Genomic DNA, 24,210 nt, shown 5'->3' on the forward strand with positions numbered 1-24,210 from the left:
CTCGAGGTGGCTCCGTCGCTCATAACGGTGAATTACGGGGAGAAGAGAGGGTTTTGAGCGAATATATAATAATTGGGGTAGCGGAATTGGCGGGAGAAGACACACACACCACGTTTCCGGTGAAAGGGGAAAATCGGGGGATGGGGGTTCCAGTTGAAACGGGGGTTATTTCATCGGAAACCCGGAGTGGTGTCGAACTCATGGCGGACAGGAGTCGACTAGAGTAGTCACTATATCGGGGTAGTAGCGGAAGTACAGCCGCTATGTAGGGAGTATCGGGTAGTCGCTACTCTCGTTACGCTTGCATTTGTGGAACTCTCCGATCGTGACGTTCTCTCGAGTCAGATCACTGGTTCTCGATGTGACTCGAGAAAGGACCAAGAAGGGTAGACACGAGTAGGCAGTCGAAACCATCCATAGGAAGGGTTCTATCGACGCTTCAGAGAAATCTTCCGTGGCAGAGGGAGAGAGCGACAGAAGGATTTCCGGTGAAAGAGTTGTTGCCGACTCACGTCGGCTTCCTTTTTTGGTTCTACTCAATGGACTTTTTGCCGTGTAGTATTTTATATCTAATGATAAAGCGAGGAGAAACTCTAGGATTAGAGAACCACTCAATGGGAATTAAGAATATTGTCTGGAAACGGTTCTGTGTGGGTTTTCTTCTATGGAGATGGATTAATACTGTCGAGATGGCAATCTTCTCTCTCGTTATCGGTGTTTTCTCTTTCCAGAAATCGCTGCAGTTCTGAGTCCGGTCCCCCTCCTTCGGACCCCGTTTCACCGGAAACGTGGTGTGTGTGTCTTCGCTCTCCCTCCCACCCCACCCCCCCTCTCACCCTGTTTCACCGGAAACGTGGTGTGCGCGCGCTAGCAACAGGACCTGTCGTCACGGATCGCCGCTGTTCACGTTTCCGATCCGTAATCCGAAGCAATACGCATCCTTGAACGACCCAATCGATCCGAGCCAGTTCGAGCCGGGTCGGTTCGAGCCGCGATGTCACTACTTAATTGGATATCAATCTCCGCTACTCACGCATTCACCGGAAACGTGGTGTGTTCGTGGAGTGGATGGCGCGACCGACCGTCCGTTTGCCTCTCCACGATCGTCTCCCGTCGCATCGTCCGTATTCACCGGAAACATGGTGTGTCTCTGCGAGGCTGACCACGGCGCGACACCGCACCGAGAGTCAACGGTTCAGCGACGTGTAATTTCACCGGAAACGTGGTGTGTGGGCTATCGAGCGGCGACTACTCGCGTCGGGACGTCGGTCGACGCCGCCGCCGTCGTTCAGTAGTAATAGAGTTCGAGTTCGTGACCGCAGTTCCGACACGCCGTCTCCCGACCCTGGAGACGGTTCGTAGTGTGATCGTCGTGGATTCCCGGCCCCGGTGGGACGGATGCGTCGACCGTTGCCTCACACTCGGGACAACCGATACGCATCTCTGAGCGGTCTGATTGCGACATAGCTCTGGATTTGGGGGGAATTCCGCATAGTTATACCACCCATATACGATTTCAGCGTCGGATTTGAATCGTTTCACCGGTGTAGGATCGAATTTACACGAAATGAACGGTTCGGAACGGATCGCAGTCGGTCCGTCAGCCGATCGCGTCAGGACACGGTATACCGCACGTCGTCGAAGTCGAAAAACGCGGTTTCGTAGCCGTCGTGGCGCGCCACCTGCGGCGGTCGGTCGACGGCGACGGTGAGTTCGTCACCGCTCTCGAGGGCCTCGAGATCGAGTCCGTAGTGGTGGCCAAACTCGGGATCGATCGTCTCTGCGAGCGACTCACCCTCGAGGACGGTCGTTCCGTCGCGCTCGACCGTAGCGCGCAGCGTCGCGGACGGGAGGCTCACGTCGTTGTACGGCGTTCGGGGACAGACGACGAGATAGTCGCCGTCGCCGGCCACCCGTTCGGCGCTCGCCCGGATCGCGGTGATCTTCGCGTCCGCGCTGCGTTCGGTTCCGAGCCGGTCGCCGGGAAGCTCCGCGACCGGCGGCCCGTCGGATGTCGGGGCGTGTCCGGGTTCGCCGTCGCCGTGCCCGCCATCCCCGTGCCCGTCGTGTCCACTGGGGTCCATCAGTGTGTGGGCCTCGCGGGCGCCCCGCCGCTCCTCGTCGACCATGTTGAACTCGAGGTCGTGGATGTCCGAGCGCTCGAACTCGAACTCGACCTCGAGCGTGCTCGTCTCCTCGAACCGACCCTCGAACGCGCCGGTTCGGTCGGTCGTGACCGGACCGACCCGGACGCGGGCGGTGTAGGCGCCTTCTTCGGGGAGCGTGACGTTGTCGCCGTAGTGGGTCCCCATCCGCTGGGAGAGCATCGACCACGGCGTCAGCTGCTCGACGACCTCGCCGTCCTCACGCTGGAGTTCGAGGTCGGTATTCACCGGAAGGATGGTGTCCGTTTCCTCGTCCCAGACGGTCAGCATGAGGTGCATGCTGTCGTCGGTGTCCACGTCGACCCGCTGGGTGTCGCCGGAGACAGTCCAGAACCGGTGGGGGATCGTATAGGAGAGTTCGACGGCGTACTCGCCGTCGCTCGCGCGACCGTAGTGGCCCATCTCCTCTTTGCCCGCGGGCAGATAGACCGCGTCGGGGCGATCCTCCACGAGCGGCGGGTTGTCCCAGGCCGACTCCTCTTCGAAACCCAGACGCTCGAGACAGCCGGCGATAGCGGCGGTGCCGGCGACGGCCGTACCACGGAGAAAGGCCCGACGGTTCATTGGTCCCGTCTTGGGGTAGCAGCGACAAAACCCCTGTTGGTTCACCGCTCGAATCGCGGGATTCGAGGCTTTTCGACGGCACATCACCCTCACTTATTGTTTCATACGCGCGTATCGGTCGGCTCGTCAGCGTCGTCCGCGGTATCGATCAGCCCGTCGGCGTCGGTCGATCCGCCGCCGGCGTGTCGCGTTGATCCGTGTCCATCCGCGCGTCGTCGTGCGCCGTATTCGGTGAGTGAACCAACGAACCTTTGATTGCGCGCTGCTACGTCCCTCGTATGGAACGGCGGACATATCTCGGGTCACTCGGAGTCGCAGGTTTCGCGGGTATCGCCGGCTGTCTCAACAGTTTGGGTCTCGGAGACAGCAACACGGCCCTCCAACCGGCCGACGATCATCCGTCCGATCCCAGCTATCCGAGCCACGGTGATGAGTTCCCGTCGTTTTCGATCCCCGACCCGGTCGCCGGAACGACCGTCTCGCTCGAGGACTTCGTCGGCGAGCGCTCCTTCCTGCTGACGTACTTCTACACCTCGTGTCCGGACGGCGTCTGTCCGGCGCTGTTGACGCGACTGCAGTGGGTCCAGGAAGACGCCGCCGACCGCGACTACGCGGACGATATCGCCCTGCTCGCGTTCACGTTCGATCCCGAAAACGACACCGCCGAGGCGTTGAAAGACCACGCCGAGGGACAACACCTCGACTACGAGGCCGACAACTTCCACTTCCTCCGCCCCGAGACTAACAAGGAGGCGAAACAGATCATGGAAGAGAAGTTCGGCATGCCAATCACGACCGCCGACGAAGCGGACGACGGCAACGAAAGCTCCGAGGACGACAGTCATGACGGCAACGAGAGTCACGACGACGGCGGCCACAGCGGCAATGAGAGCCACGACGGCAACGAGAGCCACGGCGACGGCGCCCACGCCGGTCACACTCAAATCATCCACAGCAAACGGATCACGCTCGTCAACGAGGACGGCTACGTCGAGCGCGCCTATCCGAAAGCCGTCCAGTCCGAAATGGCTGTGACCAAGGACCAACTCCTCGAGGACGTCGGTACGGTCGTCGGGGTGGAGTGAGGATGCGCCGGCGAGAACTCCTCGCTGGGCTGGGTAGCGCGGGCGTAGTCGTCGGTGGCGGCGCCGCCGCGGTGTACGGACTCCCGTCGGTCGATCGCCTCCTCGACGAGAACGAGGACGACTCGCGCGAGCCGATCGAGATCGAGACGATCGACGCGCCCGGGAGCGACGCCGGAACGGTTCCGATCCCCGACCTGGGTCGCGTGACGTTCGTCGATTTCTTCGGCACCTGGTGTGGCCCCTGTATCGAACAGATGCCCGCGCTCGGCGAGGCCGCCGCGCAGTTCGGCGACGAAGTCCTGTTCTGTTCGGTCACCAACGAGTCGATCTCCGAGGCGGAGCTCGCCGACTGGTGGGACGAGCACGGCGGGAGCTGGACGGTGGGTATCGATCCCGCGGCCGAACTCTCCTCGGAATATCCCGGTGGCGTGCCCCGGGCCGTCGCCATCGATGACGGAGGATCGGTTCAGTGGTCGAGTACGGGGACCAAGAGCGCCGACGAACTCGTCGCCGGGATCGAACAGGCGATCGCGGAAAGCGACGTCGAATCGGCATGATTCCCGACGCGTCGCTGCTCACGCCGATCGCCTTCGCGCTGACCGCCGGGATCGCGACGTTCTTCTCGCCGTGTTCGTACCCTCTCTTGCCGGGCTACGTCGGGTTCTACGTGAGTCAGACGGAGGACGACGAGGCCTCCCTTTCCGGTGCGCTCGGTCGCGGTCTCGTCGCCGGAGTCGGTGTCCTCGGGACGTTCGCTGCGCTTCTGGTCGCCGCCTACTGGATCGGCCACTCGAGGCTCTCGGGGATCGTCCTCTTCGAACCGATCGTCGGCGCGATCCTGATCGCGTTCGGCGCGTTGATCGTCCTCGATCGGGCGCCCTCGCTTTCGGTGGCGTTACCCAAACGCCGCTCGAGCGTGCTCGGGTTCGCGGTCTTCGGCGCGGGCTACGCGCTGGCAGCGGCGGGCTGTGTGGCGCCGCTGTTTATCGGCGTCGTCGCGCAGGCGCTCTCGCTTCCGCCGTTCGAGGCGGCGCTCATCGTCGGCACCTACATCGGCAGCGTCGTCGTGTTGATGGTCTCGCTGACCGTCGCGACGGGAATGGGACTGGTCGCGGGCGCCGGTCGACTGGCCGCCCACAGTCGGCTCCTCGAGCGACTCGCGGGCGTCGTCATGATCGTCGCCGGAGTCGGCCAGCTGTACCTCGCCGTCGTTGTCCTCGACGTCATCTGATCGTCGGCGGGGTGGTTCCCCAGTCGCAGCCGTGCTCCGTGACTCGGATGCCATTCACACGCAAGGCGAGCCGTCGTTGCGCTCGTGCCCGTACGCGGGGAGGATGGATTCCAAACGACCCGACGTTCGATTGGACGACTCGCCCGGCGAAGAAGGGATCGTGACGAAACGGGACGACTCGTCCGCGACGTCTCGCTCCGATTCGCTGCTCGAACGCCTGCGCAGTCTTTTGCGGCGGTAGACGGACGATTACGGCTCCTCGAGCAATCCGAGATCGTCGGCGGCCAGATCGGCGATGCGGTCGGCGATGTCGGGGTCGACGGTCGCAACGTCCTCGCCGTCGTGGAGCTGTGCGTTGTGTCGCTCGACCGCGTCGGCGACGTCCGGCAGCGACACGCGCGAGGTCGTCTCGCACTCGGGGCAGACGATCGGTACCTGCGGGTCGTCCGAGTCGTTCGGAGCTGTCATGTCCGCTACTCTCGAGCGCACCGTCAAAATCGCACTGGTTGGGGGTCGGACGGGAATTGCGCCAGCGGCTCGTCGTCAGCCCGTCCGCCGGACGGCGACGAGCGCTGCGGCCGTCAGCGCGACGACGACCGCGGGGACGCCGAACCCGGGCATCTCGCTGCTCCCGTCGTCGCTTCCGTCACCGTCCGTCTCGTCCGCGGGCGGCGATTCGGTCTCGTTGTTGGAATCGCTGGTATTCTTGTCGTCGGTCGCATTGGTGCCGTCGCCGTCGTTCGTACCGTCGTCCACGACGGAGCCGCCGTCGGCACCCGTCACGTCGCTATCGAGCTGGAGGACGACGATGACCTGGCCGTGCGAGGCGTTCGGCCGGTAGGTCCAGCCGCCGCCGGCCTCCTCGTAGGGCTCGGCGGCTTCGAGCGGGTCGATGTCGGTCTCCCACGTGTCGTGGGCCTTCTGGATGTAGCCGACGACCTCGATCTTGTCGGCGTGCTCGCCGCTGACTTGCGCCTCGCCGTACTCGATCGTCGCGTCCTCGGGGTGACCGTGCATCTCGATGGTGTGAGAGTCCATGTAGCCGTCGCCCTGCGGGAGATCGTCGGTCGTGCCGAACTGATCGGCGTCGAGCGGTCGATCGTAGTGCTCGGTCAGCGGAAGCTGGACAGTCACCGGATCGGCGTGGGAGTGCCACGACGTCGTCTCGCCGGTCGGGATCGTGACGGTCGTGTTGGGAACCGTTTCGCCGACGATCGGCTCGCCCGCCTCGTTGAGCAGCGTCACGCCGATCTTCCCGGAGCCGTCGCCGAGGTACGGCGACCGGTACTCGTCCCGCGGGTTGACGTAGCTGACCCAGTCACCGTTGCTGGCCTCGTAGTACAGTTCGCCTTCTTCGGGCGCCGGTTCGACGTACGCCTCTTCCGAGACGTTCTGGGCCGTGTCGTCCTCCTGTGCGCTCGCGCCGGCGGTCGCGTCCGCCGCGGGAGCACCGCTCGCCGCAGCGGTCATCCCGACCGCGCCGAGCGAGCCGACCAGCAGGAGCGCGACCAGTCCGGCGGCGACGGCGTTTTTCGACGGAATCATGCACCGCCCTCCGCGCGAGTCGCGACCGTCATCGCTCGTTCGTCAGTTGCATCTCCGAACACCGGCGATTCGTCCGCTCGAGTCCTCGAGCGGGACCGCCGTGGTGCGTGTAAGCGGGGCCGTGTCATCGAATTCGATTCCCACAGTCATCGGTTTTTATATGAATTGCGTACCGGAACGTTAGGATTGTATATGTGTCACCTACCGGTCGGTAGTCGGTGATCTCCACGCCGGTACGGCCGCCGAGACGGGCGATACGGCTGACTGATAGTCTCGATCCGCTTGCGTCCGCGGGCCGAACCGACTTCCGGATCGCGTTCGTACGCTATCAGATGCGCTTTCGATCCGCCGCCGGCGAGGCCGACCAATCGACGCGTGAATCGCCACCGGACGCGACCGAATCCGCCTCGAGTACGTCGCCCCTTCGAACGTTCCTGTTCGTCGCCGCCGGGACCGCCGCCGTCGCGTACGTCCTCTCGCGACTCCGCTCGTCGGGCGACGGCGAGGGGGTCGACGCGTCGCTCGAGACGGTTCGCGATCGGACCGCGGCGGCCGTTCCGGACGCGGTCGAGGAGCGGGTTGCAGCGGCCGTTCCGACCGAGTCACAGCCGATCCCGATCGGCGGCCGTGAGTCCGAGGAGGACGACGCCGGCGGTGACGCCGAACCGATCGACGAGTCGGACGTCAACGCCGATCTCGCCGACGAGCCGTCGCCTACCAAGGTCTCCTCGGGGACCAGCGAGGAGATTCAGGACAAACCGGCCGAACCGGGCGAGATGGCGGTCGACGAGGATGTCGAGGAACTGGTCGACGACGTGGACGGCGAAGAAGCAGACGCTGACGAGTCTGAGACTGACGAATCAGACGCTGACGAATCGGATACTGACGAGTCGGCGACGGACGAATCGGACGTCGACGAGGAGTAGCGGTGCTCGCCGGTGTATCGAACGCACGGCGCGTGTTCTCCCCTCGGTCGAATCTGTGCGGGACGCTCGAGTCCCCGAATCGACGTCGGTATCACCCACTCGAGTCCCCGAACCGAGTCTCGAACACTCGCGCTCGAATCCCTCGATCGGCCGTCCGAACGCCAGCCGGTCCTACCGGGAACGTGGTGCTTATCCGGTTCTCGCCCATAGCGCGCAGTGATGAGTGAGGGCGACGTCGCGGCGTTTACGCACCTCGGACCGACCGTTCGCGGGGCGCTGTCCGAACGCGGCTTCTCGACGCCGACGGCACCGCAGCGACTGGCGATTCCGCCGCTGTCGGCCGGCCAGCACACGCTCGTGATCGCACCGACCGGGAGCGGCAAGACCGAGACGGCGATGTTGCCCGTTTTCGACCATCTGGTTGCGGATGACGGACCGCCAGAGGGGTTCGGAGCGCTCTATATCACCCCGCTGCGGGCGCTCAACCGCGACATGCGCGAACGCCTCGAGTGGTGGGGCGAGTACTTAGATCTCGAGGTGGACGTCCGCCACGGCGACACCACGCAGTATCAGCGGGGCAAACAGGCCGAGGATCCGCCGGACGTCCTGGTCACGACGCCGGAAACCGTCCAAGCGATGCTGACCGGCGAGCGTCTGCGCGAGGCGTTGCAGGACGTCTCCCACGTCGTGATCGACGAGGTGCACGAACTCGCGGCCTCCAAGCGAGGGGCACAGCTGGCGATCGGCCTCGAGCGCCTGCACGATCTGGCGGGCGACATGCAGCGGATCGGCCTCTCGGCCACGGTGGGCGATCCGGGGGAGGTCGGGCAGTTCCTGACCGGCGGCCGGCCCTGCGAGATCCGGGAGATCGACGTCGGCAGCAACGTCGACGTCGCCGTCCGTAATCCGGAGATCACTGCGGAGGACGAGCGGCTCGCGGGCGAACTGATGACCGAGCCGGACACGGCCAGCCACGTCCGGCTGATCCGCGATATCGTCGCCGAGAACGAGTCGACCCTGATCTTCGTCAACACGCGCCAAACTGCGGAGGCGCTGGGATCGCGGTTCAACGAACTCGACCTCCCGATCGGCGTCCACCACGGCTCGCTCTCGAAGGAGGCCCGCATCGAGGTCGAGGACCGGTTCAAAGCGGGCGAGCTCGACGGTCTGCTCTGTACGTCTTCGATGGAGCTGGGGATCGACGTCGGCCGGGTCGACCACGTCGTCCAGTACAAGAGCCCGCGGCAAGTGACGCGATTGCTGCAGCGAATCGGACGAGCGGGGCACCGGCAGGACGAGGTCTCGAGCGGCACCATCGTCACGACCCGGCCGGACGACACGTTCGAGGCGCTTTCGATCGCTCGCCGCGCCCGCGACGGCGAGGTCGAACCGGCCGCGATCCACGAGGGGAGCCTGGACGTCGTGGCCAACCAGCTTCCGGGGATCGTCCAGAGCCGCGGCGACACCCGCTTTCGGGAGGCTTACGAGACGATCACGCGCGCGTATCCGTTCCGCGACGTGCCCGAGGAGACGGTCCGCGAGGTCGCCTCGGAGCTCCACCGCAACCGAATCATCTGGTTCGACGAGGGAGAGGACTGCCTCGAGACCACCGGCGGCACCTGGCAGTACGTCTACTCGAACCTCTCGATGATCCCCGACGAGGAGACCTACGAGGTCCACGACATCGCCTCGAGCCAGCAGATCGGGACCCTAGACGAGCGGTTCGTGGTCAACTTCGCCCAGCCGGGCGAGGTCTTCATCCAGCGCGGCGAGATGTGGCGCATCGCCGAGATCGACGACGAAGAGGCCCGCGTGAAGGTGAGTCCGATCGAGGATCCCGCCGGCGAGGTGCCGTCGTGGATCGGTCAGGAAATCCCCGTCCCCGCTGCGGTGGCGGGCGAAGTGGGGGAGATTCGGGCCGTCGCGGAGCCGCAGCTGTCGGCGGGGGCGGACGCCGCCGCGGTCGGCCGCGAGCTGGCCCATCGGTATCCGGGCGACGAGTACACGCTGACCGAGGCCTGCGAGCAACTCGAGCGTCAGGTCGACGCGGAGACGCCGATGCCGACGGCGGATCGGCTCGTCCTCGAGCGACGGGGTCGGACCGTCGTCCTGAACGCGCCCTTCGGGCACACGGCCAACGAGACGCTCGGTCGCGTGCTCTCCTCGCTGCTCGGCCAGCAGGCGGGCTCTTCCGTGGGGCTGGAGACCGACCCCTACCGGATCGAACTCGAGGTGCCGAACTCGGTCGCGACCAGCGACATTCTGGCGGTGCTCGAGGAGACCGATCCCGGCCACGTCGAGGCGATCGTCGAACTCGGACTGAAGAACTCTGACGCGCTGGCCTTCCGGCTGGCGCAGGTCTCGGCGAAGTTCGGCGCGCTCAAGCGCTGGCAGAGCAACGGTTCCGGTCGGCTCTCGAACGAACGACTGCTCGCGGCCTTGGAGGACACGCCGATGTACCAGGAGTCGATCCGCGAGGTGTTCCACGAAGATCTGGACGTCGAGCGGGCGAGCGCGGTCCTCGAGGGGATCCAGTCGGGCGAGATCGAACTGGTGACCCACCGCGGTCGGACGCCGGTCGGGCAGGGCGGCCGCTCGTCGGGCGGGAAGGAGCTGCTGGCGCCGGAGAACGCCGACGCGAGCGTCATCAACACGGTCCGCGAGCGCCTGCAGAACGACCGGATCATCCTGCTGTGTACCCACTGCAAGGAGTGGAAGGCGAAGACGAAGGTCCGCCGCGTGGCCGACCAGCCCGAGTGCGGCGAGTGCGGCTCGACCCGGATCGCGGCGCTGAACCCGTGGGCCGACGAGGTCGTCGACGCGGTTCGCGCCGCGGAGAAAGACGAGGAACAGGAGAAGATGACCGAGCGCGCCTATCGGAGCGCGAGTCTCGTCCAGAGCCACGGGAGGCAGGCCGTCATCGCGATGGCGGCCCGCGGCGTCGGTCCGCACAACGCCGCCCAGATCATCAACAAACTCCGAGAGGACGAGGACGAGTTCTACCGCGACATCCTCTCGAAGGAACGCGAGTACGCGCGCACGCAGTCGTTCTGGGACTGAGCCGGATCTCGACCGTCACTCGTTGGAAGCGGTGCGCTCGAGCCGCATTGGATTGATATTCCTGATCTTCCGTTTCGGAAGCGAAGAAGTTATATTTCCGACGAGCCGGCGATCTCGCGAACCCAGCCCTTATTATCTGGACCGGCCAATGACGGGCAATGGAATCGGGTCCTCCGTCGGCGCCCTCTGCCGGGAATACGGACTCTCAGTCGTCCGCGAGCGAGTTCGGCACCGGAGCGTTGCTCGCCGCAGCGGATGTCGCCGCCTTTCGCGTCGGAGCGGACGGAACGATCGCCGCGGTCAACGACGCCTTCGCGTCGCTGACCGGCCACGACCGCTCGGAACTGCTCGGAACGCCGTTTTCGGAGCTCACGGCGGCCGACGATCCGACGCTCGAGTCGCTCGTTGACGAGGCTGCCGGGGCGGGCCCGCTCTCGGCGCAGGTCTCGATCCGAACGAACGCGGAGACGTCGATCGCCGTCGACGTCCACCTCGAGGTTCGCGAGACCGACGACGGGCCCCGGCTCGCCGGGGTCGTCAACCGGCGGCCGACTTCCACGGAGTCGGTTTCCGACTCGGATCTCACCTACGGTCGGACGTTCGAGGCGCTGGCTAACGCGCTCCCGGACGGCATCATCGTCCTCGATACGAACAGCGACGTCCAGTACGCTAACCCCGCCGTCGAACGGATTCTCGGCCACGCCCCGGACGAACTCGTCGGCTCGAGCAAGGTCAACATCATCCCGCCGCGCCTGCGCCAGGCCCACCTCGACGCCCTGCAGAACTACCTCGAGACCGGCGAGCGGAACTTAAACTGGACCTACGTGGAGCTGCCCGGACAGCACAAGTCGGGCCACGAGGTCCCGTTGGGCGTCTCGCTCAACGACTTCACCTACGACGGCGACCGCTACTTCGTCGGGCTCTTCCGGGACATATCGCCGCGAAAGGAGGCCGAACGGACGCTCAAGGCCAAGGTCGCCCAGCTCGAGTCGATCGCCTACCTCGGCCGCCACGCGCTCGAGGAGGGCGACGCCGACGACCTCCTCGAGAAGGCGACCGAACTGGCCAGCGCGGCCCTCGAGGTCGACTGCTGCGTCGCCTTCGAGTACGACAGCATCGGAACCGCCCCCGGGACGGTCGGATCGGGCGCTCCGACGGCCGACGTCGGCATCCGGATGGCCGGCTCGGACGGCGACGCGTTTCGGGTTCGCGCGACCACCGATTGCGACGAGGCCGTGCTCGAACGCGAGTGCGAGCGATCGGCGTCGACCGAGTCGCTGGCCGGCGCCACGCTCGCGTCGGACGAGCCGATCGTCGTCGAAGACGTCGCGACCGACGACCGGATCGACGCGCCCCACCTGTCCGACGAGGGGATCCACAGCGGGCTCGGCGTGACGATCGGTCCGATCACCGACCCGTGGGGGGTCCTCGTCGCCTACGACGGCCGGGACGGGGAGTTCGCCGACCACGACGTCGACTTCCTCGAGAGCGCCGCGACGATCATCGCGACCGCGCTCGAACGCCAGGCGTACGAACGCCAACTGAGCGAGACGGTCGACGAACTCGAGGCCTCGAACGAGCGCTTGGAGCAGTTCGCCTACGCGGCCAGTCACGACCTCCAAGAGCCCCTGCGGATGGTCTCGAGCTATCTGGGCTTGGTCGAGAGTCGGTACGCCGACGAGCTCGACGACGACGCGATGGAGTTCATCGAGTTCGCCGTCGACGGCGCCGATCGGATGCGCGAGATGATCGACGGCCTGCTCGAGTACTCCCGGATCGACACGCAGGGTGAACCGTTCGAGCCCGTCGATCTCGAGACCGTTCTCGAGGACGTCCTGACGGACCTGCAGATGATGCTCGAGGAGTCCGACGCCGAGATCACCGCCGAATCGCTGCCGACCGTCCGCGGCGATCCCACGCAGCTCCGGCAGTTACTGCAGAACCTGCTGTCGAACGCGATCGAGTACTCGGGGGACGAGCCGCCGCGGGTGCACCTCGAGGCCGAACGGTGTGGCCGAACGTGGCGGGTCTCGGTCGAAGATGAGGGCATCGGGATCGATCCCGAGGACGCCGACCGGATCTTTCAGGTGTTCCAGCGCCTGCACAGCCGTGAAGAGTACGACGGCACCGGCATCGGGCTGGCGCTCTGCCGGCGCATCGTCGAGCGCCACGGCGGCGATATCTGGGTCGACTGCGAATCCGGCGAGGGAGCGACGTTCTCGTTTACGCTGCCTCGAGCCAACGCGGACGCGTAGCGTCGGCGGTCGGCCGCCGGCGATCGGTTCTCGGCGATCGACTGTCGGCCGCTATCGGCGCTCGGAATCGGCGAGCAGCCGCCGCTGACACCGTAACGGCCATACGAATCGACCGCGTTGATTTCGGTATGAACTTCGCTCCGGGGGCCTGGAAGTACGCGATTCCGGCCTTGCTCGCCGCGCCGTTCGCGCTGCTGTTCAGCGCGACGGTGAGCCTCATCGCCCTCGCGGTGGGGGCCGGCACGCTCGCGTTCTTCCGCGATCCCGACCGCACCCCGCCGCCGACGGGCGTCGTCTCGCCGGCCGACGGGACCGTTTCCGTCCTCCGCGAGGAGGGCGACCGGGTCCGACTCGGCGTCTTCATGAACGTCTGGCACGTCCACGTCGTCCGCTCGCCGTTCGACGCGTCGGTGATCGACCTCGAGCACGTCTCCGGCGCGAACCGGCCGGCGTTCTCGAAGGAGTCCGACCGCAACGAGCGGGTCCACGTTCGCTGTGAGACCGAGTCGTCGAACCTGCCCGAGTCCGAAGCCGGCGCCGATCTCGAGGACGCGGACGCCGAGGACCCCCACTCGAGGCCCGACGAACCGGCCTTCGACGCCCAAGTGACGCTGATCGCCGGCGCGTTCGCCCGCCGGATCTTCCCCTACGTCGAGCCCGGCGACGACCTCGAGCGCGGCGAGCGGCTCGGTCACATCGCCTTCGGGAGTCGGGTCGACGTGCTGTTTCCGCCCGAGGTGGACCTCGAGGATATTTCGGTGGAGAACGGTGACTCGATGACGGCTGGAGAGACGGTGGTGCTCGAGAGCGGGGCATCGCTCGGTGGCGAGATCGATCTCGGGGCTGGATCTGATATCGGGAGCGGACTCGAGGACGAGGGTGGCGACGAGTCGCCCGCTTAGGGTCTGCTGCGCTATTCCGTTGGATTGATTCGCTGGTTTTCCCGTGTCACTCGATCGAACTCCTCGAGATATGCGACTCGATCCCGGATCTCGGCGACGGCGAGTTCGAGATCGCCTGCTAGCTCGTCGATCGTTTTCGGTTCATCGAGCGCTTGGAGTACTTCGAGCCCGCGGTAGTACCGGGTCGTCAGTTCGCGGACGCGATCCTCGATCGGCGTAGTGACTCCGTATCGTTCGTCGAGATCGACCAGCGCGTCGTTCGCGAACGTAGCGAACCGGTCGTCGCCGAGCCGGTCGATTTGCGCCTCGAGCTCGGTGCTGACGACGCCGTAGTCGAGGCCGGTTTGCACTAGCGTATTCATGTCCCCGATGTCGTCGTCGCGGCCGGCGATCAGCTTGAACAGAAAGATATCCTCGCTACTGACGAGGCGGACGGTCAACGGCTCCGTCTCGAGGAACGGCTCGCTGCGGTCGACCATTCCCTCGGTCAGCACGAGCTTGTTCGCGACCTGCTGGTTGAAGATATCGAGGCGACAGCCGTCGTCGTTCTCGACGCAACTCGTCGCGCCGAGCGCCCGGTAGTCGGAATCCAGCGACTGCACCTCCGAATACTCGAGCTCCATCAGCACGGCCCAGAACTGGCCGTACGCATCGCCGTCGGGGACGACGAGGTCGATATCCTTCGTTGCGGCCTTCAGATCGCGGAGCGACATCGCGCCGCCGCCGATCAGGTAGACGGTGAGCGGATCCGACAGTCCGTCGGCGATCCGCTGAAACTCGCCTTCGATGTACTCACGTCCGAACGTCGGTCTCATGCGGAGAGCGTCACCTCGTAGTCCGCCGCCAGCTCCCGGAACTCGGACCACTCCGGGAGGTGGGCGTTCCTGACATCGCCGCCGGTCTCGAGATACCGATGCAGGGCATCGATTTCGTCCTCGAGTCCGTACGTCGCCGCTCGCTCCCGGAGGTCGTCCTCGTCGACGTCGACGCGACTGAGCAGGAGCAGACAATAGGACCGGTGACGGGTGTCGTCGTCGATCAGGAGCGTGTGACAGCACAGGTCCGCCGGCGGAATCGATTCCAGACCTTCGGAGTAGAAGTAGTAGCGTCGGTTGGGCAGCAGGAACTGGAGGCCGAAGGCCGCGAATCGTGCGAGGCCAGTCTCGTGAAAGCCGTCGGCGTCGACCTCCGTCGCGGTCTGGGCCAGGAACTCGTCGTGATCTTCCCAGAGAATCGTCCCGCTCGGCGCGACCGCCTCGAGTCGCTGTCGATGGAGGTGGTGGACGAGTGCGCGAGCAAACTCGTGGAGCCGATCGAAGTCGCCGTTGAAACCGTAGCGCCCGTCGTCGGTGCCGACGATCCCACGGTCCCGGAGGCTCCCGAGTACGCGATTGACGGTATTCCGGTAGTTGTCGCTTCGCTCAGCGATGTCGGCGACCGTTCGCGGTCGATCGAGGTAGTAGCACGCTTCGAGGGTCTTCCCGGTCAGTAGCTCGGGGAAGTCGACGTGGGAATACTGCCGGACGAGATCGCGGTACGTCTCGACAGCCCGGGAATCGGAAGGCCGGACTCGCTTTCGGCGACCGTCGCGGTCCGTATAGAGCAGGTTCTTCGCGGCGAGGTCCGCCACGACGCGGGAGACGTAACTCTCGCTGTACTCGAGTCTATTCGCGAGATCGGCGATCGTGTCGCCTCGTTCGATCGTGGCGAGAACCTCGAGTTCGCTGCTCCGGAGCACGGTGTAACATAACACGAATAGTACTTATAAAGCGGTTTCGAGAAATGTTACAGGCGCGATTCGCTGCTATCTCCCGCAGCGCAAACGACGACGGAGCATCAATACGGGGACCCCAACGTATGGGTTCTGCAGGTGGGCAGATCCGCGTCAGCCAACGGGTGCGACGCGACCTCGAGCGCCGAACACGAGCGATCGAGCGTCACACCGACCTCCTCGAGCGAGTGCCGGACGACACCGAGTCCGAGTTCGACGACGGGTTCGGGACCCTCGCGGACGAGCAGGCCGATCGTCTCCGTGAGCAGCGCGAGACGGACGAGCAGCAGCGGCGCGAACGGATGCGACGGCTCGGCGACTCGTGACAGAGTCGTCGTCGATCGCCGTCGCGGTCCCGGCGAGGAAGTCGTCGTATTACAGATCTCCGACACGTGACCGGACGAGGGCCATGAATTCGTCAGGATCGGCCGGTTTGGCGAAAAAGTCGTTCGCGTCGAGCTCGTCCAGTTCGGGAGAGGCGTATTCCTCGGGCACGCTGGTTAAGACGGTCACTCGAAGCCGTTTCAGTTCGGGATCGCTTCGAATTTCGTCGAGGACCTGCGTGCCGTCTACTTGCGGCAGGTTCAGGTCGAGCAGAACGATGTCCGGGCGCGGAACGTCCGTGAATTCGTCCCGTCGGTGAAGGAAGTCGAGCGCTTCCCTCCCGTCGCTCGAGATATGAAGGGTACTGTCGGTCCCCTGAAGTGCCTCTTCGACCAGCCGAACGTCTCCGGGATTATCCTCGACTAAGAGGATCTCCACGCTCTCCACAGCCCCTTCACCCATGTCACCGGTTTCGGACTATACAGCTAAAAGGACGTATCTCGGTTCGTTCGAGTTCGCCTGCATTTGATGGTTCTATCCAAATTAAACGGAATTTCTCGTTTTCCTGTCTCACAAGTATTCTTAGGGCTGCTGTAACACCCGTTCTTACTGCGATCTCTGAGGAGTATCGGCCGGAACGAACTGTCGGGACTCCGTTTCGACGTCCCGCCAGACGAGTGGACCCTGCTAGTCGGATATGTTGGTATATCGACAACTGTAGTTGTCAAATACGCCTCGAGGGGTCTCAGTGAAATCGCAGTTGCGAGCGTATGCGACATCTACGAGACGACTTACTAACTGTCTTCGCACTATCATTATTCGCTCAGGAGCAGACCAGGACGGAGAACGAAGACTGGGCCGTGTGGCCGAGAGTCGTTGCTCAATCTGCGTTAGCGAGGAGACGAGGGTCGAAAACGTACCAGACGATCGTCGTCGGGAGTCCAACCAGCAACGCTCTCGAGGCGCTCGAATAGTCGAATATAATGGCCACAAGTAAGAGGGCTATCGTGCCCGATCCCCCCCATGAGTAACGCGCACTGTAGTTGAGGAATTGTGGCACTGGATTCATTGCCTGACTACAATAGCGATTTGCCGAAGCAGACTCTCGGCTTCGTCCTTGAGTCCGTACGTCGTCATCCGATCACGAAGTTAGCTCTCATCAACGAGAGTTGGTGATTGTATAGTATTGACTTGTTTGAGGTGTCCCCAAGGGGACAGCGCCAAAAAATTACAGCGCTCCACCCTTACCTCTGTACAGCAGAACTCCAGTTGAAGCACATGAAACGGGGGTGTGATGTCTAATTAGAACGTTCCATCTTTGTCTAACCGTTCAATCTCACCATCACATATATCCTTTAAATCCCCACCTAATTCAAATAGTTCACTATGGTATTCTTCATATCCATCTTTCTCATAATCCTGAAAAAAGCATTTAATCATAAGTCCAGTATATGCATCAAACACGTTCTCACCAACGCCAGAGGGCCTATTTGCAAAGTGGGTTACTAGATCTTTGTAATAGTCATACATTTCAGATTCAATCCTGTCGTTCACTTTCTCCTGATAATGGGCAAATTCTTCTTGAGACTTAAGTTCTATAGTATATTTGTTGACCGTACTCCCACCATTCTCCTCATTAAAACTGATAGCTTGTTCTGGTACATCATGGACCTCAAACCCAATATTGTCGCCTACATTTTGCAGTTTCTCTACAAAGTCGGCCTTATCATCTACATTTTCCATTTTGATCTCATTAAGTTCAGTCATTATCTCATCCATCCGTCCTGATGACACTTCTTGAATAGCGTCAAACTCCGATTTTATCATTGACGAAAATAGGACAATTTCCTCACAAATGGCTTTAGCTTCCCTGTACCACTCTATTTTCTCTTTTCTCTGCCGCCTTCTCTCACTTAGTCCGTACTGTATTATCTCAGTCGCATTATCTTTGAAAAATCCTAGAAAGACACTCACTAGGACAGCTACTACTGCCGTAGGCAAGTCTACACTGACCATACAATATCAGTATATTATTGAATGATCAAATATCCGTATGACGGCCGTAATGCCCCTAAGGGGGCAGGGTAATTGCGCGGCGCGCAGAGCGCGCGCCGCGCTAACGCAAAGACAGACTGGCGGATTTGAGACGGTAGAACGGCGCTCCCTCACTGGTAGGATGCAATGGGACCTCGATAACCAACCTTGTCGAGTCCGCTTAGGAGGGTGAAAACTAGACCAGCTCAAGCGGTAAGTACAGGTGACTTATGAATTGCTCAGTGTTGACTAAGGATTTATCACAGGTCTGTGATTGTGAACAGGATTAATGCTGGTGGATGTACTATCTCTACTCAGGATGGGGGTACTCAAAACACTGCGACACTCACACAGCAAGACAGACCTGTACGAGTGCCGAGATTGCGGAGCAAAACTCGACAGAGACATTGGCGAGTGCCCCCTCTGTAAGTCACACGAGATCGCTCATTACGAATTTTGATCGTTTCTCACAAGCGATTCAGGAGAAATATGGCGTCTTCGATCGTTTAGCCGTTACTTGTTCGTTTCTGTTCGCGGCAGGGCAATGACGGGCCGATTTCCCCGAGTAATGAGTTTAAGCGATAGGTCTCCCGAGAGGAACTGCATAATCCGGTTACCCCCGCGGGCACGGTACGCGATGGCGCTCGCGTTGACATCGTCGGCAGCCTCAAAGATCGCTCCGACGACGTCGCGAGCGTAAGCGGTATGATCGTCGGCGTCAGGGAACACTTGCCGGACGGCGGCGTACGACTCCGCGGCTAACTCCTCCGATTGCTCAACGGGTGTTTTGTCTGGCACCCCTTCTCCCTTTTCGACGACGTGAAGTGCCGTCACACGGTTGGGATCGTACGGTTCGAGTGCTCTCGCCGTCTTCAAGGCATCGTCCTCGTGTGCGACCGGGACGAGAACGTGAGCGAGGAGATCACGCTGAGTGGAATCGCTCGTGTTGCTCATACGAGACTTGAGGGAATCCTACACTATAATGATTCGGCGGATTGGTCATCCGGCGTTCGATCGACCGTTCCTGCTTCACTCGTCGTCAAGTTGAACGTCCCCAATGAATCTCCAGTATGGCGATGTCGTGCCATCGGGATGGCGTTCCTGAGTAACGCGGTAGAGGTACGGACCGTGCGGGCAGTCGTCACAGTTCTCGCCGCAGTACATCTGTTTTACCACTTCGGTATATCCGTCGTATTCGGTGACCTGAAGGATGTCATCACCGGGCTGCGGCTCAATCTCAAAGGGATCTTCGTTTTGGAAATTGAGCAGTTCCTGCGCGTGAATAATCGTCTTGTGGAGTTCCTCGACGGTGAGTCCGTTCAAGTCCGAAACGAGTTGTTCGGGTAACCCCTCTGGAGGAGTCGGTGCGTTTGGAGCGTCATTCATAGATGAGATTTCGTACCAGCCGTAGTTAAGCACTGTCCAGTATTGCATTCGCATCTGTACTTACCGCGGGGTCTATACTAGCTCTGCTTGAATAGAACTCTGAGAAACCAGGTTTCGGTACGACTCCCTGTAGTTGAACACCAGGAGGATCAATTTCCCGAATATGAACACGAGAACGGGTTTTCCGTGTTCATATTCCGATTTGCCGTTTATCTCCAGAACTGAGGCCTCTCTATCTACTTCCAGCTCTCGATATCATAGATGCCAATGATGATATGATCGGAAAGAGCGGGTTCGTGATCACAAATTCGATATGAAGTAAAGAGACAGTATCTCAATCGTCGCACGGGAAGTTGCTACGAAGTCTCGGCTGATACCTCGAGTTCGCTCGCATCGAACTCCTCATCGAGATACGCTTCTCCCTCTTCGGTGATCGCATAGAGGCCGGTAACGATCTGCTCGAGGAGGCCGTACCGAGCTAACTGTTTGCACCTGCGGCTGGCGTGGCTACTCGAGGGACCACCGAATTTCTCGACTGCCGCGGGGGTGAGATTTCCGTGGTCGCGGAAGATCTCGAGGATTCGGTCGTCGACGGGTTGCATCCATTCCGCAGGTTGTCGAACCACGCTTGCAGTATTACGAAGTGTATTCATATGCGCTACGATGTGTGTGAAACACTCACGAACCATGATCACTTAGACTGAAATCCTGCGCTATAACGCAGAGATAGTGAGTAAGCTATTTATTGTCACGCTGTAATGAGACGTACGGAAGCCGGTCCTTCGGGCACTCGTCGAGAACTGCCCGACGTGTTGGAGCACGTCGGACACGGCTTCCGATCCCACACCAGGGACTTCAGAAGCCATGCGACAAGAAAGCCCACGGGCCCATAACTGTAGGGCTCACGAGTCAGGCGTAGCGGCCGTCCATCACGACGATGGTGACGTGCACTACACGTTGAAAACGTACTGTTACATCTCGCACGCACGCGCGAGCAATCGGACTTCTTCTCGAGACCCGACCACCCACAAACGGCGAGGTGACCGCTGATGACCGACGAGCCGCGGGTCCCGACCGATCGCGAGCGCCTCGAGTCAATGCTCATCCGACAGTATCTCGAGCGTCTGGAGGCGCTCGACGCGGAGACCGAACGGCTGCTCGAGTCGATCGCGGAGACCGAGCCCTTCGACGAGCCGACGCGCGCACGGGCGCGGCGTCACTTACGCGAGATCCGGGCCCAGCTCCACCCGCTGACGCTCGCGCTTCGGGATCACCCCCACGCCGACGACGAGCTGCGGGACTCGACCTGAGTTCGACGCCGCCCGCAGCGTCGCTCGAGCCGTCGTATCGCCGTCCGACCATCCAGCCCCACACCAGACAGTTCAATGCCATCGTCAGCACCTGACACGGACGCATCGCCGTCGAACAACCCTGACCAGACCGCCCACAACGGCGCGTTCGAACGACTTCGCGAGCGCCTCGAGTCCCTCGAGGCCGAACTCGAGCGCAAGGACGACCGCATCGCGGACCTCGAGCACGACCGCGATCGGCTCGCGGCGACCGTCGACGAACTCGTGAAGCGAAACGCGGACCTCGAAGCGCGCACCGATGATCTCGAGGACGAGGCCGCTGTTCTCGAGGAACGAACCACCGACCTCGCTACCGAGACCACCGAACTCGAGGGCCTCACCGAAGCCGCGTGCAACAAGGCCAACGCCAACAAGGAGCGCGTCGCGGAGCTCCAGTCCCGCGAACTCGAGAAGGGCGCCCACCTCGAGACCGACAACGTCGACGAGTGCGCGGTCACCGTCGCCGACGGCCGCCTCGAGCGCATCGCGAAGGACGACGGGCACGCCTACTACCGCCTCCCCGAGAGCGCCGACCCGCTCGAGCGCGGCGGCGACGTCTCGCTGGCCTTCGGCGACCTGCTCCCGATCCAGCAGCTCGCGCGGATGGACGACGACCGCCGCCGCGCCGCGGCGAACTCGATGCCCACCAGGCTCGCCGCGAAGCTCTGGCGGGCCCGGACCGACCCGAGCGTCGGCGACGATCCGTGGGAGCGCGGCTGCAAGGACGTCGCCGAGTACGTGAAAGCCAGCGACCTCAGACACTGGATCCGCCGCCGGGAGCCGGGCATCTCCGAGAGCTACGCGAAGAAGCTCGTCTCGCGGACGATCGACGCCGCCCTGGACCTCTCGAAGAACCGGCTCGCGGTGCGCCGGCAGACCGAACGCAAGAACGGCCTCGAGTACACCGAACGACGGCTGCTCCTCCCCGCGGACGCCTCGATCCCCGGCGCGGGGAGCCGCGACGGCGCGACGGCGACCCGAGACGAGGCCGGCGAGTCGGATCGACCGGACCCGGAGACAACTGGCGTCCACGGCTAGCGCCGTCCACGCGACCACGCCCGCCCTCGAGCGCGGGTGATCTAGTCCCCGACCGGGACTCGAGACGGTTCCACCGACACGCGATGTAACCGCTCGCGGGTGTTCGCTTGGGTTCGGTAGTTCTGGGTCCGTCACTCGAGCGGTCGTCGGCGGTCGATCCCGCAGACGGGCCAGCGAGTGCTGGCCGGAGACGACGGCTGTCCACGGGATGGTGAACGATCGGAATATTCGGTCGAGTCGTATTTAGTGGCGCTGGACTAGAAAGCCATACACCACGTACCGAGTGAAAATGTATGAATCGCCACCTCGGTAGCACTGGTTCACACCTCGTACCGAGTGAACAGGTGAGGACTTCGGACTGGAAGTTCATACTCATACCCACACCTCGTACCGAGTGTAGAGTGGGATAAGGAGTGCCAGTATCGAGTACTCACACACCTCGTACCGAGTGTACTTTGCACGAAATAGACAGGAGGATCCTTCTCGAACAGAACCAGAGAGAAGGGAAAGATGACCCAGTTCCATTACAGCTATCTCTTCACCGTTGCTAACTGGAAGCTGTTAATAATCTTATAGATAAATTTTTCTATATTACTTTCAGACATCGCAAGATGGAATAGCGGCCTAGACTAACCAACGGTTTCTATAACGAGTATTTATAAGATAATTCTCGTTGGTTAATCTCGGGCCGGTACTTCTACGACAATACACTCGGTACGAGGTGTGGGTTGCTGATTGACGAGTCCTCGCTACCTATCTCTCGTTGACTTCTGAAGGGCGAGAGAGGTCTATCGTTGCTTACACTCGGTATGAGGTGTGTCTGTTCTCTACCTTCTAAATATAATGGATAGCTTATCGCCCGTAGAAACTCCTGTAGGTCATATTTTGAGGGGGTCACTCGGCACGAGGTAAGGGAAGGTTTTTGAACATACCGAGTACACTGTAACTATGGCTGATTCAGACCCGTTCGATGATTCGGAGGACATATTTCAAGTCGGTAATATCTTCTCGAATCGGGAGTTAGTTCGAGTTGGTCACGTCCCGGAGTTAGATCGCGTCGTGGGACGAAACGAAGAGGTTCGTGAGGTCGGCGCTGCTCTCGGTCCTGCGATCCATGGGGGTCCCCCGGAGACGACGATTATCTACGGGAAAACGGGGACGGGCAAATCACTGGTCTCACGATGTGTAACCAGAGAGGCCCGTAAACGCGCTGCAGAGAACGCTGTCGACCTAGAACACGCATACGTTGACTGCTCGGACTATCAAACGGAGGCGAAAGCGAGTCGAGAGATGGCCCGTCAGCTATTTGATAATGTTGTTGATGATCTCGATGACCACGTGAGAGAGGAAACATCGATCCCTCGAATTGGAATTAGTGCCGCCGATTATCGGGATATTACGTGGGAATTGCTCGAAGAAACGGATGCTGATGCCTTTGTCGTAATACTCGACGAGATCGACAAACTCTCCGACGACGAACTCCTTCGAAGTCTCTCGCGGGCGCGAGAAAGCGGGAAGATCGATACGCACATCGGAATTATCTGTATCAGTAACAAGATCGAATATCGAGAGCGATTGAACGAACGAGTCGACTCGAGCCTGCAGGACAATGAACTAGTGTTCGATCCCTATGACGCAGGTCAGCTCCGTAACATCCTCGAGAACCGTCGGGATGCCTTCGTCGAGGGCGTTCTCGGGGAGAGCGTTATCCCGCGAACTGCTGCACTGGCCGCTCGAGAGCACGGAGACGCTCGAAAGGCTGTGGACACGTTCTACGAGGCCGGCCGTCTCGCTGAGAAGCAGGGCTCTGACGAGGTTACTGAGGAACACGTCGATGCGGCGATTCAGCGTGCGGAAGTGAACCGGTTCGAGAAACTCGTGAAGGGGCAGACGCCTCACGTGCGGCTGATACTACGCTCGCTAGCGTTACTTACTAAATCAGAGGACCGAGAGCAGTTCCGGACAGCGGGCATATACGACATCTATACGCGGATTGCGGAGAAAGAAGCCACTGATCCGCTGTCTTACGACCGAGTCTCGAGACTGCTAAAAGAACAGTCGTTCCTCGGCATTACCGAGAGCGAACACACGGGCGGAGGCCAAGGAGAAGGGAGCTATCTCGAACACCGATTGCTTCGTGACCCCGAAATTGTTCTCGAGGCGCTCGAGGAAGCGGAATAGCCGTCAGTTGGTTCGTTCTTTTCTCCGATTCGATAACTGATTATGAGAACAGAGGGCAAACAGGAACGGAAAACTGGGGTTCGTCTGTTATCTTCGCCTCTCACATGATTCCGATTTCATCCCTTTCACATGGTGCGATTCAAGTCAGAGACCATACGAAATTCACTCTCTTTGTCTCGAGGAGAGACATCAAACATATCGATCGCGGAGTGTCTGCTACACTCGGTATCGGGTGTGTGTTTTCCCGTCCGAGCCAATATAATGAGAACTGGAATAGTCGATAACCGGTCTGATAGGTTCATACTACCCGGTTCACTCGGTGTGAGGTGTTTATCGCTCCTCGAGTCGAAATTCCCCCCGTGAAGTATGATGACTTCGGACGCGCGAAGAAGAA

At 61.6% G+C, this 24,210-nt stretch carries 21 protein-coding genes; 11 read left to right on the forward strand and 10 right to left on the reverse strand.

All coding sequences use genetic code 11. The features are described 5' to 3' along the window. Window positions 1-1,613: 1,613 nt before the first annotated feature. A complete protein-coding gene (locus HTUR_RS24635; RefSeq protein WP_012946094.1) occupies window positions 1,614-2,729 on the reverse strand; it encodes a twin-arginine translocation signal domain-containing protein in 1,116 nt (371 codons plus the stop codon). A gap of 278 nt (window positions 2,730-3,007) precedes the next feature. Here HTUR_RS24635 and HTUR_RS24640 point away from each other — a divergent pair, with 278 nt between their 5' ends. The 3 genes from HTUR_RS24640 to HTUR_RS24650 are packed head-to-tail and all read left to right on the forward strand — an operon-like array spanning window position 3,008 to window position 5,045. Further along, the gene (locus HTUR_RS24640) at window positions 3,008-3,814 is read left to right on the forward strand and encodes an SCO family protein (RefSeq protein ID WP_012946095.1); all 807 of its coding nucleotides are present in this window, start codon (window positions 3,008-3,010) and stop codon (window positions 3,812-3,814) included. 2 nt (window positions 3,815-3,816) lie between these two features. Continuing rightward, complete coding sequence (locus tag HTUR_RS24645) at window positions 3,817-4,371, forward strand: TlpA family protein disulfide reductase (protein ID WP_012946096.1); 555 nt, start codon at window positions 3,817-3,819, stop codon at window positions 4,369-4,371. Continuing rightward, window positions 4,368-5,045 carry a cytochrome c biogenesis CcdA family protein gene (locus tag HTUR_RS24650; RefSeq protein WP_012946097.1) on the forward strand — a complete coding sequence of 226 codons (678 nt, stop codon included), beginning with the start codon at window positions 4,368-4,370 and terminating at the stop codon, window positions 5,043-5,045. Before HTUR_RS24645 ends, HTUR_RS24650 begins: the two co-directional genes overlap by 4 nt. A gap of 249 nt (window positions 5,046-5,294) precedes the next feature. Here the strand turns inward: HTUR_RS24650 and HTUR_RS24655 are convergent, their stop codons facing one another. Both HTUR_RS24655 and HTUR_RS24660 read right to left on the reverse strand, forming a co-directional pair. Then, window positions 5,295-5,513 carry a hypothetical protein gene (locus HTUR_RS24655; protein ID WP_012946098.1) on the reverse strand — a complete coding sequence of 73 codons (219 nt, stop codon included), beginning with the start codon at window positions 5,511-5,513 and terminating at the stop codon, window positions 5,295-5,297. A 75-nt stretch (window positions 5,514-5,588) separates the two neighbouring features. Continuing rightward, entirely contained in the window at window positions 5,589-6,590 is a 1,002-nt protein-coding gene (locus tag HTUR_RS24660; protein ID WP_012946099.1) for a PGF-CTERM sorting domain-containing protein, read from the reverse strand. Between the two features lie 332 nt (window positions 6,591-6,922). Here HTUR_RS24660 and HTUR_RS24665 point away from each other — a divergent pair, with 332 nt between their 5' ends. The 4 genes from HTUR_RS24665 (at window position 6,923) to HTUR_RS24680 (ending at window position 13,733) form a co-directional block, all read left to right on the forward strand. Further along, the gene (locus HTUR_RS24665) at window positions 6,923-7,516 is read left to right on the forward strand and encodes a hypothetical protein (protein WP_012946100.1); all 594 of its coding nucleotides are present in this window, start codon (window positions 6,923-6,925) and stop codon (window positions 7,514-7,516) included. 219 nt (window positions 7,517-7,735) lie between these two features. Beyond that, the gene (locus HTUR_RS24670; protein ID WP_012946101.1) at window positions 7,736-10,576 is read left to right on the forward strand and encodes a DEAD/DEAH box helicase; all 2,841 of its coding nucleotides are present in this window, start codon (window positions 7,736-7,738) and stop codon (window positions 10,574-10,576) included. Window positions 10,577-10,734: 158 nt separating this feature from the next. Next, window positions 10,735-12,831 (forward strand): PAS domain-containing sensor histidine kinase, encoded by a 2,097-nt coding sequence (locus HTUR_RS24675; RefSeq protein WP_012946102.1) that lies wholly within the window; start codon window positions 10,735-10,737, stop codon window positions 12,829-12,831. Between the two features lie 128 nt (window positions 12,832-12,959). Further along, window positions 12,960-13,733, forward strand: coding sequence for a protein sorting system archaetidylserine decarboxylase (locus HTUR_RS24680; protein WP_012946103.1), 774 nt, complete (start codon window positions 12,960-12,962; stop codon window positions 13,731-13,733). A gap of 11 nt (window positions 13,734-13,744) precedes the next feature. On the opposite strand, the gene HTUR_RS24685 is transcribed toward HTUR_RS24680, so the two are convergent. Together HTUR_RS24685 and HTUR_RS24690 are read right to left on the reverse strand one after the other, a co-directional pair. Beyond that, the gene (locus HTUR_RS24685; RefSeq protein ID WP_012946104.1) at window positions 13,745-14,548 is read right to left on the reverse strand and encodes a DUF6036 family nucleotidyltransferase; all 804 of its coding nucleotides are present in this window, start codon (window positions 14,546-14,548) and stop codon (window positions 13,745-13,747) included. Beyond that, window positions 14,545-15,471, reverse strand: coding sequence for a MarR family transcriptional regulator (locus tag HTUR_RS24690; protein ID WP_049942151.1), 927 nt, complete (start codon window positions 15,469-15,471; stop codon window positions 14,545-14,547). The genes HTUR_RS24685 and HTUR_RS24690 overlap by 4 nt, the downstream gene beginning before the upstream one ends. 119 nt (window positions 15,472-15,590) lie before the next feature. Here HTUR_RS24690 and HTUR_RS24695 point away from each other — a divergent pair, with 119 nt between their 5' ends. Next, window positions 15,591-15,830, forward strand: coding sequence for a hypothetical protein (locus HTUR_RS24695; RefSeq protein WP_012946106.1), 240 nt, complete (start codon window positions 15,591-15,593; stop codon window positions 15,828-15,830). 49 nt (window positions 15,831-15,879) lie between these two features. Here HTUR_RS24695 and HTUR_RS24700 read toward each other — a convergent pair whose 3' ends face one another. The 5 genes from HTUR_RS24700 to HTUR_RS24720 all read right to left on the reverse strand — a co-directional run bounded on the left by HTUR_RS24700 (window position 15,880) and on the right by HTUR_RS24720 (window position 19,850). Then, the gene (locus HTUR_RS24700; RefSeq protein ID WP_012946107.1) at window positions 15,880-16,290 is read right to left on the reverse strand and encodes a response regulator; all 411 of its coding nucleotides are present in this window, start codon (window positions 16,288-16,290) and stop codon (window positions 15,880-15,882) included. An 840-nt stretch (window positions 16,291-17,130) separates the two neighbouring features. Then, entirely contained in the window at window positions 17,131-17,844 is a 714-nt protein-coding gene (locus tag HTUR_RS27105; RefSeq protein WP_148225491.1) for a hypothetical protein, read from the reverse strand. 531 nt (window positions 17,845-18,375) lie between these two features. Continuing rightward, on the reverse strand, window positions 18,376-18,816 hold the full coding sequence (locus HTUR_RS24710; RefSeq protein ID WP_012946109.1) for a universal stress protein: 441 nt from the start codon (window positions 18,814-18,816) through the stop codon (window positions 18,376-18,378). 75 nt (window positions 18,817-18,891) lie between these two features. Further along, a complete protein-coding gene (locus tag HTUR_RS26520) occupies window positions 18,892-19,248 on the reverse strand; it encodes a hypothetical protein (RefSeq protein WP_148225492.1) in 357 nt (118 codons plus the stop codon). A gap of 356 nt (window positions 19,249-19,604) precedes the next feature. Further along, the gene (locus HTUR_RS24720) at window positions 19,605-19,850 is read right to left on the reverse strand and encodes a PhiH1 repressor (RefSeq protein WP_012946111.1); all 246 of its coding nucleotides are present in this window, start codon (window positions 19,848-19,850) and stop codon (window positions 19,605-19,607) included. 447 nt (window positions 19,851-20,297) lie between these two features. Here HTUR_RS24720 and HTUR_RS24725 point away from each other — a divergent pair, with 447 nt between their 5' ends. The 3 genes from HTUR_RS24725 to HTUR_RS24735 all read left to right on the forward strand — a co-directional run bounded on the left by HTUR_RS24725 (window position 20,298) and on the right by HTUR_RS24735 (window position 23,816). Next, complete coding sequence (locus HTUR_RS24725; RefSeq protein WP_012946112.1) at window positions 20,298-20,558, forward strand: hypothetical protein; 261 nt, start codon at window positions 20,298-20,300, stop codon at window positions 20,556-20,558. A 75-nt stretch (window positions 20,559-20,633) separates the two neighbouring features. After that, window positions 20,634-21,635 (forward strand): hypothetical protein, encoded by a 1,002-nt coding sequence (locus HTUR_RS24730; RefSeq protein WP_012946113.1) that lies wholly within the window; start codon window positions 20,634-20,636, stop codon window positions 21,633-21,635. 948 nt (window positions 21,636-22,583) lie between these two features. Further along, window positions 22,584-23,816, forward strand: a complete 1,233-nt coding sequence (locus HTUR_RS24735) for a Cdc6/Cdc18 family protein (RefSeq protein WP_012946114.1) — start codon at window positions 22,584-22,586, stop codon at window positions 23,814-23,816. Window positions 23,817-24,210 lie beyond the last annotated feature (394 nt).

The organism is Haloterrigena turkmenica DSM 5511, from assembly GCF_000025325.1.
GTDB lineage: Archaea > Halobacteriota > Halobacteria > Halobacteriales > Natrialbaceae > Haloterrigena > Haloterrigena turkmenica.